The sequence below is a fragment of the Pseudomonas sp. TNT3 genome (assembly GCF_010095445.2).
Taxonomy (GTDB): domain Bacteria; phylum Pseudomonadota; class Gammaproteobacteria; order Pseudomonadales; family Pseudomonadaceae; genus Aquipseudomonas.
The window spans coordinates 1-15,617 of the sequence record NZ_WFGV02000087.1 but is presented as its reverse complement, the minus strand read 5'-3'; the positions used below and the strand labels follow the sequence as shown (position 1 = coordinate 15,617).

Below are 15,617 nucleotides of genomic sequence, written 5' to 3'. Positions count from 1 at the left end.
GTTCCAAGTGACTCGCTGTAAAAGCGAAACCAATAGAAGCCGTAACCGCAGGAATGGATATGTACACCTGCAAAAATCTCACCGCCAATCAGACCGCCATCGCGAGCAAGCTCGGCTCCCACAGTTTAAGCCGGGTACATCAGGGGAATACCCGTCGGCTGAGAAACCGCCATCGCCGGCAGGCCAGCTCCCACAGTTTGATCCGGGCACATCAGGAAAATATCGATCGGCTGTAAGGCCGTCATCTCGAGCAACCTTTTATAGAACAAACGTTAGCCATTGATTTAAAAAATGAGTTTTTACTCATCTTTAGATATTTTTCAATGCGGCAAGCACCCGGTTCTTTGCGCGACAGCGCCGCATCGAAGACGTGGCGGCAGCTCCTACAGGAGTATGCGTAGGCTTCGGCGGAGTGGACAACCCGGCGTGGATGCCGGGTCAACCCCGACAATCAATCATCCCGCGTCAAGACTTCCAGCAACTCGATCTCAAAAATCAGATTCGAATTCGGCGTAATCAACCCCATTGTGCGCTCGCCATAAGCCAGGTGCGCCGGCACCAGCAATTTGCGCTTGCCGCCCACCTGCATCCCCATGATTCCTTGATCCCAGCCCTTGATCACACGCCCTGTCCCGATCACACACTGGAAAGGCTTTCCTCGGCTGTAGGAAGAATCGAACTCGGTGCCATCTTCGAGCCAGCCACGGTATTGAGTTGTGATCAAAGCGCCCTTCACAGCCGCTTTGCCATCACCCGGTTCCAAATCGATAATCTGCAATTGGTCATTCATACGGCTTACTCGTCCACTGTCTGTCGCCCGGTTTATAACGGGAATGGACGCAGGTTTTCGCAGAATCGAACGCCGTTGGCAATCCATGGAACCGAATCCTCAAACGCTCGCTCACATAAGTATCGCCTTCGCACTCGGGAAAGGATGCTCTGATGACCGACTCACGATCACTGTGCAGTTTCATTCCGCCCTACATTCTCCACCGCATTATTGCCCATGGCTCCGAGCGGCAACGCGCCAGTGCGCAGGTCACGTTGACCCATGTGCGCACCCTGCGCCACGCACCCTTCCCACCGGTACGCGCACCCGTCGCGACAATGCTGCGACCCTCCAACCAGCCCGGCGTGGTGCAACGCAGCCTCCATGATGCTCAGGGGAAGATGCTCCTGCCTGGAATGCCGGTGCGTGTCGAAAGCCAGCCACCGACGGGAGATCCGGCGGTCGATGAAGCCTATGACGCGTTGGGTGCCAGCTATGATTTCTTCTGGAAGGTGCTCGAACGCGATTCGATCGACAACCAGGGCATGGCGTTGATTGGCAGCGTGCACTACGGCCAGGACTATGAAAATGCGTTCTGGAACGGCGCGCAAATGGTGTTCGGTGATGGCGACGGCGAGATTTTCCAACGTTTTACGCGCTCACTGGATGTGATCGGCCACGAGCTGTCCCACGGTGTGATTGAAAGTGAAGCGGGCCTGATCTACGCCAACCAGTCCGGAGCGTTGAATGAATCGATATCGGACGTTTTTGGGGTATTGATCAAACAGCATGTGCTGGGTCAGACCGTCGAAGAGGCAGACTGGCTGATCGGCGCCGACTTGCTGACACCGCAGATCAAAGGCGTCGGCTTGCGCTCGATGGCTCATCCCGGGACGGCCTATGACGACCCGCTACTCGGCAAGGACCCGCAACCGGCGCACATGAGCAAATTTGTCATCACTCAGGAGGACAACGGAGGTGTGCACATCAACTCCGGGATTCCCAATCGGGCGTTTTATCTGGCCGCCCAGGCGTTGGGCGGCTTCGCCTGGCAAAAAACCGGCCATATCTGGTACGACGCGTTGTGCGACAAGCGCCTGAGCAGCGAAGCCTCATTCAGCGCATTTGCCGCGCTGACCATTGACCATGCCTTGCAGCGGTTTGGCACGGATGAAAGGCAGGCTGTGGCGCAGGCCTGGTCTGATGTCGGTGTTGAACTCAACCGGGAGAAACCATGAAAACCCTGCCAGCATTGGGTGACGATGCGGTTATCCACCTGTCCCGTCAGGGCGGTGTGGCCGCGATCCACGCCTTGACGCGTCCGCGCAGTATCGATTTCGCACAGTGCGACATCAGCCAGCGCACGCGCATCTGTTCATTGCTCGAAGGCTGTCTGCCCATCGCTGATTCGACTTCCGGTCGCAGCGATCAGCGCTTCTATGAAATTGAAGTGCACTACCGCAGCGGCGAGCAAGCTGACCTGATGGTGCTGAAAGTACCGGAGGACCGGGCACCGGGTGACCTGGTTCACCTGTGGGACAAAGGCGAAGTGTTGTGAGGCTGAAGTTTTACGGCGGGCTCGTGGCGAGGGAGCTTGCTCCCGCGGGAGGGCGAAGCCATCCTCTCAGAGTCGATGCGCGACTCTATAGACGGGGCCGCTTCGCGCCCCAGCGGGAGCGAGTTCCCTCGCCACAGGAACGATCCATGCCCCCTGGATAGTTTTCAGGGGCTCAAGCAAGCGAACCTATCTGCAGGTTCAGCGTTATTTCTCTACCGGCGTGACGTCGATGATCGTGCCGTTGGTGATCATTACCATCATGTATTTGTCATTGATCTGCACCCATTGCGCCTGTTCTTTCGGCGCAGCCAGGCCTTTCGCTTTCCAGTTTTTCAGGGCTTTGTCGCTGCGCTGATAAACGTCCGGCGCGCGGTCGCCGACCACCAGCTCGCGGCTGTTGTTAACGCCGGGCTGTACGGTTTTCTGCGGTGGGTCATCCGCTTGAACGATAGGGCTGATACCGGCAACGCCTGCGGCAATGGCCAGGGCGGCGATCAAGGTTTTGCTGTTCATGGGTGATCCTCCAAGGATATGTGGTACGTGAACTCCGACTGCGTGCGGATGAAATCATTCACTAACGTCGCATTGATTTAACGCCGCACTCAAACAACGCGCCATTCGTACAATCATTGCGGCCAAAGCTGACGCATGCCGTTACAGCCTTTATCCTTGTCGCCCGCCGTACCGAGTTCTGGAGTTCGTCATGCCCCACGAAGGCAACCTGTTGCAAGCCGCTGTTGTGTTTCTGTGCGCGGCGGTGCTCATCGTCCCCCTGGCCAAGCGCCTGCAACTGGGGGCTGTGCTGGGTTATCTGTTTGCCGGGGTGATCATCGGCCCATCAGTGTTGGGCCTGATCGGCAATCCGCAAAGCGTCAGCCACATTTCCGAACTCGGGGTGGTGTTGCTGCTGTTCATCATCGGCCTGGAACTGTCCCCGCGACGGTTGTGGGTGATGCGCAGATCAGTGTTTGGCGTCGGTCTGGCGCAGGTGCTGCTGACGGGTTCGGCGATTGGCCTGACGGCGTTGTTCGTGTTCGGCCAGCCCTTGAACAGCGCGATCGTGCTGGGCCTGGGCCTGGCGTTGTCCTCCACTGCGTTTGGCCTGCAAAGCCTGGCCGAACGCAAAGAGTTGACCAGCCCCCATGGGCGGTTGGCGTTTGCGATTCTGTTGTTCCAGGACATTGCCGCGATCCCGCTGATCGCCATGGTGCCGCTGCTGGCGGGCGGCGATCACGTTACCACCGCTGCCGAGAACCTGAACCTGGGGTTGCGCGTATTGGGCAGTATCGCTGTGGTGGTGATCGGCGGGCGGTATCTGCTGCGCCCGGTGTTCCGCGTGGTGGCCAAAGCCGGTTTGCCGGAAGTGTCCACCGCCACTGCGCTGCTGGTGGTCATCGGCACGGCGTGGTTGATGGACTTGGTGGGTATATCCATGGCGCTGGGAGCGTTTCTCGCGGGGCTGCTGCTGGCGGACTCCGAATATCGCCATGAACTTGAAGCGCAGATTGAACCCTTCAAGGGGTTGTTGTTGGGGTTGTTCTTCATGAGCGTCGGCATGGGCGCGAACCTGAGCCTGCTGCTGAGCGCGCCGATCACGGTACTGGGCCTGACCCTGCTGCTGATCGCCATCAAGCTGCCGTTGTTGTTCCTCGTCGGTCAACTGGCCGGTGGCCTGAACAAGGTCAGTGCGATCCGCCTCGGTATCGTGCTGGCAGCGGGCGGTGAGTTTGCGTTTGTGGTGTTCAAGATTGGCCGCGACAAGGGTCTGTTCGAGCCGCATCTGTACGACATGCTGGTCCTGACCATCACCCTCTCGATGGCCGTGACGCCGCTCCTGTTGCTGCTTTGCGCACGGCTGGTCAGCCCCAAGGTGCAGCCGGTGGAAGTGCCGGAGAAATTTCGTGAAATCGATACCGACACGCCACGGGTGGTGATCGCCGGCATGGGCCGCATGGGGCAGATCGTCGCGCGTATTTTGCGGGCGCAGAACATCAAGTTCGTGGCGCTCGACACCTCGGTGGAAACCATCGAACTGTCGCGCAGCTTTGGCGGTGTGCCGGTGTTCTACGGCGACCCGATGCGCCCGGAAATCCTCAGCGCAGCCAAGGTGGAGCAGGCAGAATACTTCGTCATTGCCACAGACGACCCGGACACCAACATCAAGACCGCCGAGTTGGTGCACAAGCTGTATCCGCATATCAAGATCATCGCCCGGGCACGTAACCGCCAGCACGTGCACCGGCTGGTAGACCTCGGGGCCGAGGCCATTCGGGAAACCTACTATTCGAGCCTGGAAATGAGCCGGCGCACGCTGGTCGGTTTGGGCCTGACCCAGGCCCAGGCCGATGCACGGATCAAGCGCTTCAAGCACCACGATGAGCAGGTGCTGGAAGCTCAGCACGCGATTTATGACGACGAGGCGAAAGTGCAGCAGTCGGCGCAGGAGGCTCGGGCGGAATTGGCGAAATTGTTCGAATCCGATCAATTGGAGGAGCAGGAAGCGGGCAAGGCCAAACTGTTGCGGTGAAAAGTCCGGCCCCATCGCGAGCAGTCTCGCTCCCACGTTTGATTAGCGGTGAACACTGGATTTGCGTCTAACACACATCTCCTGTGGGAGCTGGTCTGCCAGCGATGGCGGTGTGTCAGACGATGATGATGTTGGCTGTGTCGGCCCCATCGCGAGCAGGCTCGCTCCCACATTTGATCAGCGGTGCACACTGGATTTGCGTCTAACACACATCCACTGTGGGAGCTGGCCTGCCAGCGATGGCGGTGTGTCAGACGATGATGATGTCGAAGGTGCGGGAACCATAACGCGGTACTTCAGGTAAACCCCATTCCAAGGAACGCACAATGACCGATCAACCCTCGCCGGCCCTCAAGGAAATCTTCAACGCCGAGCGCCTGCAGCACATCGCCGTCGAAATGACCGCCGTGTACCCGGCGTTCAACGCCGAGGCGTTTCTGGAAATGGCCAATGAAGGCCTTGCCGAACTGTCTATCATGCAGCGCATGGCCAGGGTCAGTGAGTGTCTGCATGCGGTGTTGCCACTGAACTACGAAGATTCCCTGACCGTCCTCCGCAACCTGGCGCCACGCTTGAACAGCGGTTTCGTCAGCATTTCTTTGCCGCATTACGTCGCCACGTACGGGAGCCACGCCTTCGATACGTCCATGGAGGCATTGAAGTATTTCACCGCGTTTGGATCGTCCGAGTTCGCGGTCCGGCATTTTCTGCGCAGCGATATCGAGCGTTCTCTTGCGGTCATGCACCAATGGTCACTGGATGACAACGAACACGTCCGGCGTCTGGCCAGCGAAGGCAGCCGACCGCGCCTGCCCTGGTCGTTCCGTCTGGAACAGATCCAGGCGAACCCGGCGCTGGCCGCCGCGATCCTCGACAACCTCAAGGCCGACGACAGCCTTTACGTGCGCAAGTCGGTGGCCAACCACCTCAATGACATCACCAAGGATCACCCCGAGTGGGTGCTGGACCTGATCGAAGGCTGGCCGCTGGACGACAAGCACACCGCCTGGATCGCCAAACATGCGTTGCGCAGCCTGATCAAACAGGGCAATCAACGGGCGCTGGCGATCATTGGCGCGGGCGGCAAACCCGAGGTCGAAATCACCCAGTTAAAGGTCGAACCACCCGTGATCGGGCTCGGGGAGAAAATCACGCTGTCCTTTGCCGTGAAATCCACGGTCGAGACCGGCCAGCGATTGGTGATCGACTATGCCATCGACTACGTCAAGGCCAACGGCAGCACGTCGGCGAAGGTGTTCAAGCTCAAGGCGCTGACGCTGCCCGGCGCATCGACGGTAAACGTCAGCCGCGGACAGCAGATCAAGGAACTCACCACCCGCCGGCATTACGCTGGCAGGCACGCGGTGCACATCCTGGTGAATGGCGAACGCCTGGCCAGTACGTCGTTCGAGATCCTCGACTGAAATCCGTCTCTCTGTAGGAGCTGTGTAGGAGCTCCTACATGGGGGGCGACCGTTAAGTCGTGCTTGCGTTCATACCCAGCAACAGCGCCTGCTCACGCTCACACAGCTCCACCACGTAATCCCACAACACCCGCAGCCGCACCGATTTGTGCAACTCGCGGCGGGTGCTGATCCAGTAGCTGCGCAGAATGCTTTCCTCAGGCAGTAACGGCACCAATCCCGAGTCGGCGCTGGCCATGTAGCACGGCAGCACGGCGATCCCCAGTCCCGAGCGCGCCGCCTGTTGCTGGGCGATGACGCTGGTGCTGTGGAAGACCACCTGCGGATTGCGGCAGAAGCTGTTGAGGAACATCAATTCCTGGCTGAACAACAGGTCATCGACGTAGCCGATCCAGGCGTGGCGCCCAAGATCTTCACGGCTGTGCAAGGGCGGCGCACGGTCGAGGTAGTCCTGGCTGGCATACAGCGCCAGACGATAGTCAGTGAGTTTGCGGGTGACCAGCATGTCCGCCGCCGGGCGTTCGAGGTGGATACTGATTTCGGCTTCGCGATTGAGGATGCTGACGAATCGCGGCACCGCGACCAATTCCACTTCCAGCCCCGGATAACGCTCGAACAACCCGTTCATGCGACTGGCGAGAAACATGATGCCCAGCCCTTCGGTCACGCCAACCCGAATCTTGCCCAGCGGCGCCGTGGACTGGGTGATTTCCTCCTGGGCCAGTAACGCAACGTTTTCCATCGCTTCGGCATGTTTAAGCAGCGCTTCGCCGGCCGGAGTCAACTCGTAACCCTGGGCGTGCTGCACGAACAAGGCGGTGCCCAGGCTTTTTTCGATGGCTTCAATGTGCCGGGCCACCGTGGCGTGGGTGGTGTTCAAGCGCCGGGCCGCCGTCAGCAACCGTCCACTGCGCTGCAACTCAAGAAAAAACCGCAGGTCATTCCAATCAAACATGAATCGTCCTTAGGGCTACGCTGTTTAAAAACGCACAGCGGCTGCGCAAAAACTAACATTCTTTAAACGAAAGCTAACAACTAGGATGACCGACAACAAGAACAACAAGACGAGGTCAGGGATGCAGACTTCCCTAGATGAATACGACTACATCGTGGTCGGCGCCGGTCCGGCGGGGTGTTTGCTGGCCAATCGACTGTCGGCCAACGCGCAACACCGGGTACTGCTGCTCGAAGCCGGCGGCCGCGATAACTACGCCTGGATTCATATCCCGGTGGGTTACCTGTTCTGCATCGGCAACCCGCGCACCGACTGGTGCTTCAAGACCGAGGCGCAAGCCGGTCTGCAAGGCCGGGCCTTGAGTTATCCGCGGGGCAAGGTGCTCGGCGGTTGTTCTTCCATCAACGGCATGATCTACATGCGCGGCCAGGCCGGTGATTACGACGGCTGGGCCGCTGATGGCAATCCGGGCTGGCGCTGGAACGACGTGCTGCCGATGTTCAAGAAAAGCGAAGACCATTTTGCCGGTGACTCCGAATTTCATGGCGCGGCCGGGGAATGGCGGATCGAGCGCCAGCGCCTTTCATGGCCGATTCTGGATGCCTTCCGGCACGCGGCCGAGCAAACCGGCATCGCCAGCATCGATGACTTCAACCAGGGCGACAATGAAGGCTGCGGCTATTTCCAGGTCAATCAGAAAGGCGGCGTCCGCTGGAACGCGGCCAAGGCGTTCCTCAAACCGGTCCGCCATCGACCCAACCTCACCGTACTGACCGACGTCGACGTCGACCGCGTGCAGCTGGAAAACGGCCGCGCCTCGGCGGTCATCACTCGCTGTAACGGACAGCCGAAGACGTTCAAGGCTCGCAAGGAGATCATCCTGTGCGCTGGCGCCGTCGGCTCGCCGAGTATCCTGCAACGCTCCGGCATCGGCCCTCGCCCGCTGCTGGAAAAACTCGGGATCGGCGTCGTGCATGAGCTTCCCGGCGTGGGCGGCAATCTGCAGGATCACCTGCAACTGCGGCTGATCTACAAACTGGAAAACGCCCGCACCCTGAACCAGATCGCCGGCAGCGTGTGGGGCAAAATGGGCATGGGCCTGCGTTACCTGTACGACCGCAGCGGGCCGCTGTCCATGGCGCCGAGCCAATTGGGCGCCTTCGCGCGTTCCGGTCCGGAACAGACGTCGGCCAATCTCGAATACCACGTGCAACCGCTGTCGCTGGAGCGTTTCGGCGAGCCGTTGCACGCTTTCCCCGCCTTTACCGCGTCAGTGTGTGATCTGCGACCACGCAGCCGGGGCCGCATAGACATCCGCAGCGCCAACCCTCAAGACGCGCCACTGATTCAGCCCAACTATTTGAGTCATCCAGAGGATTTGCGTGTCGCCGCAGACGCCATTCGCCTGACCCGTCGCATCGTTTCCGCACCGGCGCTGCAAGGGTTCAAACCGGTGGAGTACCTGCCCGGCGACCGCTTGCAAAGTGAAGAAGAACTGCACGAGGCAGCGGCACGGATCGGAACGACCATCTTCCACCCGGTCGGCACCTGCAAGATGGGTAATGACGTGGACGCGGTGGTCGATGCTCAACTCAACGTCCACGGCATCCCCGGCCTGCGCATCGCCGACGCCTCGATCATGCCGAGAATCACCTCGGGCAACACCTGTTCGCCTACGCTGATGATTGCCGAGAAAGCGGCACACATGATCCTCAACCCCGCCACAAGGAGCATCACAGGGCCGAAGGAGCTGGCCACACACCCCTGAACGGCATACACCTTTGTAGGAGCAAAGCCTGCTGGCGATGGCTTTAAATCTGGTACACCGCGTTATCGTTCATCGCGAGCGAGCTTTGCTCCTAGAGGAAGTACACACCCGATACATCGAAGTAGCGGCGCCAACCCACAAGGCCGGCGCCGACAGTGGAACAACAAAAACAATCACTGTAAGGGATACCGATATGTCAGAACATGTTCAGCCTCTGGAGTCCGTGGGCCGCGCCGAGATCGGTCACGACACCCGCAAAGTCATTTTCGCGTCGTCACTCGGGACGGTGTTCGAGTGGTACGACTTTTTCCTCTACGGCGCCTTGGCGGCGGTGATCAGCAAGCAGTTCTTCGCGGGGGTCAACGACACCACGGCGTTCATCTTTGCCTTGATGGCATTCGCCGCCGGTTTCATCGTGCGGCCTTTCGGCGCGCTGGTCTTCGGGCGTCTTGGGGACATGATCGGGCGCAAGTACACCTTCCTCGCCACCATCGTCCTGATGGGGTTGGCCACCTTCTGCGTCGGATTGCTGCCGACCTACGCCAGCATCGGCATCGCGGCGCCGATCATCCTTGTGGTCTTGCGCATGCTCCAGGGCCTGGCCCTGGGTGGCGAGTACGGCGGCGCTGCCACCTACGTCGCAGAACACGCACCGATGGGCAAACGCGGCTTCCACACTAGCTGGATTCAATCCACCGCGACCCTCGGTTTGTTGCTGTCGCTGCTGGTGGTGCTCGGTTGCCGCTACTTTACCGGTGACCAGTTCGAAGTCTGGGGCTGGCGCATTCCGTTCCTGTTTTCCATCGTGCTGCTGGGCATTTCGACCTGGATTCGACTGAGCCTGCACGAGTCACCGGCCTTCGTGAAAATGAAAGAGGAAGGCAAGCTCTGCAAGCAGCCGATCCGCGATTCATTCGGCAAATGGGAAAACCTCAAGGTCGTGTTGATCGCCCTGTTCAGCATCAACGCCGGTCAGGCCGTGACCTTCTATGCGGCGCAGTTCTACGTGTTGTTCTTCCTCACGCAGTTCCTGAAAATGGACCCTGCCCTGGCCAACAGCCTGCTGATTGTCAGCGTCATCATCGGTGCACCGTTCTTCATTTTCTTCGGCTGGCTCTCGGACAAGGTCGGGCGCAAACCCGTGTTGATGGTGGGCCTGCTGCTGGCGACCGCGCTGTACTTCCCAATCTTCAAGACCCTGGCCCATTACGCCAACCCGGCCATCGACCAGGCCAGCCAACAGGCGCCCATTAGCGTACTGGCCGACCCGGCTACCTGCACCTTCCAGTTCGACCCGGTGGGCAAGGCGAAATTTGACAGCCCGTGCGACAAGGTCAAGACCTTCCTGGTCAAACAAGGCCTGCCGTACACCAGCGCTGCAGCACCCGCCGGCAGTGCCGTGCAGGTCAGCGTCGGTGACGTGAAAATCGACGGCTATGACGAAGCAGCCTTGCGCGGTGCGATCACCCTGGCCGGTTACCCGTCACAGGCGGACGCTCAGTTGATCAACAAACCAATGATCGTGGCGCTGATTGTCGCGCTGATCATCATCTCCGCCATGTGCTACGGCCCGCTGGCGGCGCTGATGGTCGAACTGTTCCCGACGCGCATCCGCTACACCTCGATGTCCCTGCCCTATCACATCGGCAACGGCTGGTTTGGCGGATTCTTGCCGACCGTATCGTTCGCCCTGGTGGTGTACACCGGGGATATTTTCTACGGGCTCTGGTACCCGGTGTTGATCACCGGGGTGAGCCTGGTGGTGGGGATGATCTTTTTGCGTGAGACGAAGAACGTGGATTTGGACACTAACTGAAGCCAGCGCGAGTGCGGGTGATACTGTTCACTGAAGCACGACGCTATACCTGTGGCGAGGGAGTTTACTCCCGCTGGGTCGCGAAGCGGCCCCCTCTTACACCTAAAAAGCAGGGGACTGCTGCGCAGTCCAGCGGGAGTAAACTCCCTCGCCACAGGTATCCGTTAATCTGTGCCCAGGTTCTGCGCAATAACGCCCCGCCACTCACCCGATCGAGGCACCTGTATTCATGATCATTTCATCTGCATCCGACTATCGCGAAGCGGCACGTCGCAAACTTCCCCGGTTTTTGTTCGATTACATCGACGGGGGAGCTTATGCAGAGCACACGCTGAGGGCCAATAGCGCCGATCTGACCGGTATCAGCCTGCGTCAGCGCATTCTTAAGAACGTTGAAACCCTGAGCCTGGAGACCACCCTCTTCGAGCAAAAACTGGCCATGCCGATCATCCTCGCGCCAGTAGGCCTGACCGGCATGTTCGCCCGCCGGGGTGAGGTGCAAGCGGTCAGGGCAGCGGAAAACAAAGGCATTCCTCTGTGCCTGTCGACGGTGTCGGTGTGTTCGATCGAAGAGGTCGTCGCCCAAAGCCAACAACCCATCTGGTTTCAGCTGTACGTGTTGAAGGACCGGGGCTTCATGAAAAACGCCCTGGAACGGGCGAAGGCTGCCGGCGTGAAGAACCTGGTGTTTACGGTCGACATGCCGACCCCCGGTGCCCGCTATCGGGATGCTCACTCGGGCATGTCCGGTCCGTTCGCTTCGTCAAGGCGCATGCTGCAAGCCATGACCCGCCCTGACTGGGCCTTCAACGTCGGGCTGATGGGGCGGCCACACGATCTGGGGAACATCTCCAGGTACCTTGGCAAAGCGGTGACGCTCGAAGACTACATGGGCTGGCTGGCGAATAACTTCGATCCGTCAATCAGCTGGAGCGACCTGGAATGGATTCGTGATTTCTGGAAAGGCCCGATGATCATCAAAGGCATTCTTGACCCTCAGGATGCCAAGGACGCGGTTACATTCGGCGCGGACGGCATCGTCGTGTCCAACCATGGTGGCCGGCAACTGGACGGTGTGCTCTCCACCGCCCGGGCATTGCCACCGATTGTCCAGGCGGTCGGCAACGATCTGACGGTGCTGGTGGATTCTGGAATCCGCTCGGGGCTGGACGTGGTCCGCATGCTGGCGCTGGGCGCGAAAGGCGTATTGCTGGGGCGGTCGATGGCCTATGCGCTGGCTGCGGACGGTCAACGCGGGGTGGAGAACATGCTGGATATCTTCGCCAAAGAGATGCGCGTGGCGATGACGTTGACCGGGGTCACGTCGATTGGTCAGATCGACGAAACCACGTTGGTGCACACCATCGCATAAACACCACGAATCCCTGTAGCAGCTGCCGAGCCTGCGAGGCTGCGTTGGCACCGGGGTCTGCGGCGTGCTGCGCGGTCAGGACCGATCAGAAACTCGCTTTGACCGACATCATGAAATTACGCGGATCACCGTAATAATTCCCGAATGTCTCGGTCCCGATGGTGGCGTAGTAGCGCTTGTCGAACAGGTTGTTGCCGTTGAGGGCGACTGACCAGGTGTCGTCGATGCGGTAGCCGATTCGTCCGTTCCAGATCGCGTAACCCGATTGGCTAAGTTTCTCCCCCGTCGCCGGCGACAACCGGAAGTTATCGCTCTGCGCGTTCACGCCCGCACCGATACTGAACCGCTCCAGCGCGCCGCCCAAAGCGTAGTCACCCCACATGCGCAACACATGCCGCGGCACGTAGCTGTTGAACGCCGCACCGTTCAGGCTGCTGTCGATGTCGTCGAGGGTCTTGGTCTGGGTGTAGGTGTAGCCCGCGAGCAATTGCAGGCGCTCGATGACTTCGCCGCTGATCTCGGCTTCGAAACCCTGTGCGCGAACCTTCCCCGCGTTGACGTAGCAATAGCCGTCCGATGACGGGCAGGAGGAGTTGTAGTCGGTCTGTGCCTGGTCTTTCTGGATCGTGCGGAACAGGTTGAACGAGCTGTTCAGGCGACCGTCGAACCAGGCGCCCTTGATCCCCAGTTCATAGCTCTGGCCCACCAACGGCTTGAGGGTCGAACCATCCTCGGAGCGGAAGTTACCTTGCGGGGTAAAAATATCCGAATAGCTGGCGTACGCCGTGAGGTTCTCGTTGAGGTCCAGCAGCACGCCGGCAAAGGGTGTGACCTGGCCGGTTTCGGTGGTGCTGGAGTGCTCAGAGGTGCCTGAATTGATGAACACGGAATCGGTATCGGAGTTGTACCAGCTCACCCGTCCGCCCATGACCAGCGTCAGCGGATCCGCCAGCTTCAAACGCAAGGTCGAGTAAACGCCCTTCTGTTTGGTCACGGAATTGACCGGTCCGCCGCGGGACGAATTGTCGGTGAAGTAGCTGTCGTCCGGCTCGGGGATATGCTTGTCCGGGTTGAATACATTCTGCCGCTGCGGCAGGAAGGCCACGGAGTAGAAGTCATCCTTTTTTGAACGACTGGCGTTGAAGCCCACCACCAGCTCGTGTTGCTGGCCGAAGGCGCCAAATTTGCCATCCACGTAGGCGTCGAGGCCGTAATCCACCTGATCGTAATCGTACAGGCTGCCCAGCATACCGGTGGTGTCGACGCCGGGCGTTACGGACCCCGACGCGAAGGCGTACTTGATGTCCTGGGTGTTCTTTGTATAAACGCTGGCGACCTTCAATGCCCAATCGTCGTTGATCTGGTGTTTCACATCACTGAACACGGTGGTGCGCTTGCTGCGCCAGGTGTTCCAGGACGGATCAAGGCAGGTTGAGCGACTGAGTTTCAGGTCGCTGCCGTCCTTGTAACGTGGCAGCCCGCCCCAGCAAGGACTGGCGTCGACATCTTCATAGGCCACGCCCAGACCCAGCGTCGTGTCGGGGCTCAGATCGAAGTCGAGCGCGCCGTAATAGACCTGGTCCTTGCGATTCGCGTCGTCGACGAAGTAGTGCCGGCTCTGCTCGGCGACCACGGCCCGGCCGCGCAAGGTGCCTGAATCATTCAACGGGCCGCTGGTATCCACCTGACCGCGATAATTGTCATAGCTGCCACCGGACAGCGTCACCTCGGTGTGCGGCGTGGCTGTACCGCGTTTGCGCACGAAGTTCACCCCGCCGGCGGTGCCTCCGGATCCCTTCATCATCCCGGCCGCACCACGGAGCACTTCGACCCGGTCGTAATAGGCCATGTCACCGCTGAAACTGTCGGCCTGGACATACAGGTTGCCCATGTCCAGCGGCACACCGTCGTACTGATACTGGCCCGACATCCGAAAGCCCCGGGAGTAGAAATACTTACCGCCCATGGTCGAGTCATACACCGTAATGCCCGGCGTTTTTTCCATGACCTGATCGATGGTATTGAGGTTCTGGTCATCGAGCATCTTGCGGGTCATCACCGTGACCGATTGCGGTGTTTCCTTGAGCGAGTGTTCGCCCTTGCCGATGGTCACCGCGCCGGTGGTGTATGAGCCACTGTCCTCGGTGGTCGCGCCGAGTACCTGCCCATTGATGTTGGTCGCCCCCAGCTCCAGAGCCGAACCGATTGCCGGCGCGGGGCGCAGGATATAGGTGCCATTGGATTGAGGTTCGGCTTGCAGGCCACTGCCGCCCAGCAGCCGGGCGAATCCTTCATTGACAGCGAAAGCCCCTTTGAGCCCGGGCGATCTCATGCCTTTGGTTTGCCGCGCATCAAACGAAATAGCGGCGCCTGCGGCACTGGCGAAATGGCTGAGTACTTCGGCCAGCGGGCCTGGGGCGATGTCGAACGATTGAACCGAATTCTGCTGTTGTGCCGGTGCTGCGATGGCGACAGTCGGCCACGGCCCCATCGTCGTAGCTGCGAACAAACCGATCTTAATTGCGATGGCCAGTCGACCTGGCGCGTACACCCGAGACATGCTTACCCTCCCCCAAGAACCTTCAATAAGTGCTTACTGAGGGATGAGCCGAACGATGTGGTTGAAAAGTGCAAATGAACTGAAAGTTTTTTTGCCGGGCTCACTCACAATCCTGTGGGAGCAAAGCTTGCTCTTACAGCGAGACCGTCACCCAATACCGGCTGTAGCGACTCACGTGCAGCGAAAAACCACTTTCCAGCGCCGCTAGCGCAAGGTCCGTGTTATCGATGGGGAACGCGCCGGACACTTTCAGATCGGCGATGCGCGGATCACAGCGCAACACCCCTGTGCGATAGCGGGAAAGGTCGGCCAGCAGCTCACCCAGAGGACGATCGATGGCGATAATGCTGCCCTGTTGCCAGGCACCCGTCGACGCATCGTTGTGCCCGACCGGCCCCAGCACGCGGGCATTGAAGTTCAGGCGTTGACCGGCCTCCAGTCGCACCTTCCTGTCTGCCCCATAGGCACTGACTTCAACCGCTTTTTCCAGCACCGCCACCTCGGCGCCCTGGGTTTGGGACTGAACAATAAAGCGCGTCCCTAACGCCAGGACTTCACCATGTGCCGTGATCACCCTGAACGGTCGCTGCGAACGGTCAACAGCCGTCGTGATCAGAACTTCCCCCCGCAACAGTTCCAGCACCCGTTGCCGACCGTCGAAACGCAGGTTGACCGAGGTGTCGGTGTTCAGCAGCAACGAACTGCCATCCGCCAGCCGGAACTCACGACGCTCACCCACCGCAGTGCGTAAATCCGCAAACAGGTTTTGCGTCGATTCACTGCGCCAGCCCAGCCAACCGAGCGACCCGGCAGACGCCAGCATCACCACGCTGCGCAGCACTTGCCGCCGGGATCGATCCGCGCCGCG

12 protein-coding genes are annotated in these 15,617 nt (G+C 59.8%); 7 read left to right on the top strand and 5 right to left on the bottom strand.

The window, feature by feature from the left end:
• Positions 1 to 451 precede the first annotated feature (451 nt).
• A complete protein-coding gene (locus tag GBC55_RS28265; RefSeq protein WP_162439991.1) occupies positions 452 to 790 on the bottom strand; it encodes an FKBP-type peptidyl-prolyl cis-trans isomerase in 339 nt (112 codons plus the stop codon).
• A 152-nt stretch (positions 791 to 942) separates the two neighbouring features.
• On the opposite strand from GBC55_RS28265, the gene GBC55_RS28260 reads away from it, so the two are divergent.
• Both GBC55_RS28260 and GBC55_RS28255 read left to right on the top strand, forming a co-directional pair.
• Complete coding sequence (locus GBC55_RS28260; RefSeq protein WP_162439969.1) at positions 943 to 2,007, top strand: M4 family metallopeptidase; 1,065 nt, start codon at positions 943 to 945, stop codon at positions 2,005 to 2,007.
• Positions 2,004 to 2,327 carry a protealysin inhibitor emfourin gene (locus GBC55_RS28255; RefSeq protein ID WP_162439968.1) on the top strand — a complete coding sequence of 108 codons (324 nt, stop codon included), beginning with the start codon at positions 2,004 to 2,006 and terminating at the stop codon, positions 2,325 to 2,327. Before GBC55_RS28260 ends, GBC55_RS28255 begins: the two co-directional genes overlap by 4 nt.
• A gap of 204 nt (positions 2,328 to 2,531) precedes the next feature.
• Here the strand turns inward: GBC55_RS28255 and GBC55_RS28250 are convergent, their stop codons facing one another.
• Positions 2,532 to 2,840, bottom strand: coding sequence for an RcnB family protein (locus GBC55_RS28250; RefSeq protein WP_162439967.1), 309 nt, complete (start codon positions 2,838 to 2,840; stop codon positions 2,532 to 2,534).
• A 190-nt stretch (positions 2,841 to 3,030) separates the two neighbouring features.
• On the opposite strand from GBC55_RS28250, the gene GBC55_RS28245 reads away from it, so the two are divergent.
• Both GBC55_RS28245 and GBC55_RS28240 read left to right on the top strand, forming a co-directional pair.
• Entirely contained in the window at positions 3,031 to 4,854 is a 1,824-nt protein-coding gene (locus GBC55_RS28245; RefSeq protein ID WP_162439966.1) for a monovalent cation:proton antiporter-2 (CPA2) family protein, read from the top strand.
• A 326-nt stretch (positions 4,855 to 5,180) separates the two neighbouring features.
• A complete protein-coding gene (locus GBC55_RS28240) occupies positions 5,181 to 6,278 on the top strand; it encodes a DNA alkylation repair protein (RefSeq protein WP_162439965.1) in 1,098 nt (365 codons plus the stop codon).
• A gap of 52 nt (positions 6,279 to 6,330) precedes the next feature.
• Here the strand turns inward: GBC55_RS28240 and GBC55_RS28235 are convergent, their stop codons facing one another.
• Positions 6,331 to 7,233, bottom strand: coding sequence for a LysR family transcriptional regulator (locus tag GBC55_RS28235; RefSeq protein ID WP_162439964.1), 903 nt, complete (start codon positions 7,231 to 7,233; stop codon positions 6,331 to 6,333).
• A gap of 121 nt (positions 7,234 to 7,354) precedes the next feature.
• Here GBC55_RS28235 and GBC55_RS28230 point away from each other — a divergent pair, with 121 nt between their 5' ends.
• The 3 genes from GBC55_RS28230 (at position 7,355) to lldD (ending at position 12,189) form a co-directional block, all read left to right on the top strand.
• A complete protein-coding gene (locus GBC55_RS28230; protein WP_162439963.1) occupies positions 7,355 to 9,001 on the top strand; it encodes a GMC family oxidoreductase N-terminal domain-containing protein in 1,647 nt (548 codons plus the stop codon).
• Between the two features lie 193 nt (positions 9,002 to 9,194).
• Positions 9,195 to 10,817, top strand: coding sequence for an MFS transporter (locus GBC55_RS28225; RefSeq protein WP_162439962.1), 1,623 nt, complete (start codon positions 9,195 to 9,197; stop codon positions 10,815 to 10,817).
• Positions 10,818 to 11,046: 229 nt separating this feature from the next.
• On the top strand, positions 11,047 to 12,189 hold the full coding sequence (gene lldD, locus GBC55_RS28220) for an FMN-dependent L-lactate dehydrogenase LldD (RefSeq protein WP_162439961.1): 1,143 nt from the start codon (positions 11,047 to 11,049) through the stop codon (positions 12,187 to 12,189).
• 85 nt (positions 12,190 to 12,274) lie between these two features.
• Here lldD and GBC55_RS28215 read toward each other — a convergent pair whose 3' ends face one another.
• Together GBC55_RS28215 and GBC55_RS28210 are read right to left on the bottom strand one after the other, a co-directional pair.
• Positions 12,275 to 14,749 carry a TonB-dependent siderophore receptor gene (locus tag GBC55_RS28215; RefSeq protein ID WP_162439960.1) on the bottom strand — a complete coding sequence of 825 codons (2,475 nt, stop codon included), beginning with the start codon at positions 14,747 to 14,749 and terminating at the stop codon, positions 12,275 to 12,277.
• Between the two features lie 133 nt (positions 14,750 to 14,882).
• On the bottom strand, positions 14,883 to 15,617 hold a 735-nt coding region (locus tag GBC55_RS28210), incomplete at its 5' end, for a FecR domain-containing protein (protein WP_247267042.1).

Coding starts and splice junctions, on each gene's coding strand:
- GBC55_RS28225 (WP_162439962.1), top strand. CDS start 9,195: ATGTCAGAACATGTTCAGCCTCTGGAGTCCGTGGGCCGCGCCGAGATC.
- GBC55_RS28240 (WP_162439965.1), top strand. CDS start 5,181: ATGACCGATCAACCCTCGCCGGCCCTCAAGGAAATCTTCAACGCCGAG.
- GBC55_RS28265 (WP_162439991.1), bottom strand. CDS start 790: ATGAATGACCAATTGCAGATTATCGATTTGGAACCGGGTGATGGCAAA.
- GBC55_RS28250 (WP_162439967.1), bottom strand. CDS start 2,840: ATGAACAGCAAAACCTTGATCGCCGCCCTGGCCATTGCCGCAGGCGTT.
- GBC55_RS28230 (WP_162439963.1), top strand. CDS start 7,355: ATGCAGACTTCCCTAGATGAATACGACTACATCGTGGTCGGCGCCGGT.
- lldD (WP_162439961.1), top strand. CDS start 11,047: ATGATCATTTCATCTGCATCCGACTATCGCGAAGCGGCACGTCGCAAA.
- GBC55_RS28235 (WP_162439964.1), bottom strand. CDS start 7,233: ATGTTTGATTGGAATGACCTGCGGTTTTTTCTTGAGTTGCAGCGCAGT.
- GBC55_RS28215 (WP_162439960.1), bottom strand. CDS start 14,749: ATGTCTCGGGTGTACGCGCCAGGTCGACTGGCCATCGCAATTAAGATC.
- GBC55_RS28260 (WP_162439969.1), top strand. CDS start 943: ATGACCGACTCACGATCACTGTGCAGTTTCATTCCGCCCTACATTCTC.
- GBC55_RS28245 (WP_162439966.1), top strand. CDS start 3,031: ATGCCCCACGAAGGCAACCTGTTGCAAGCCGCTGTTGTGTTTCTGTGC.
- GBC55_RS28255 (WP_162439968.1), top strand. CDS start 2,004: ATGAAAACCCTGCCAGCATTGGGTGACGATGCGGTTATCCACCTGTCC.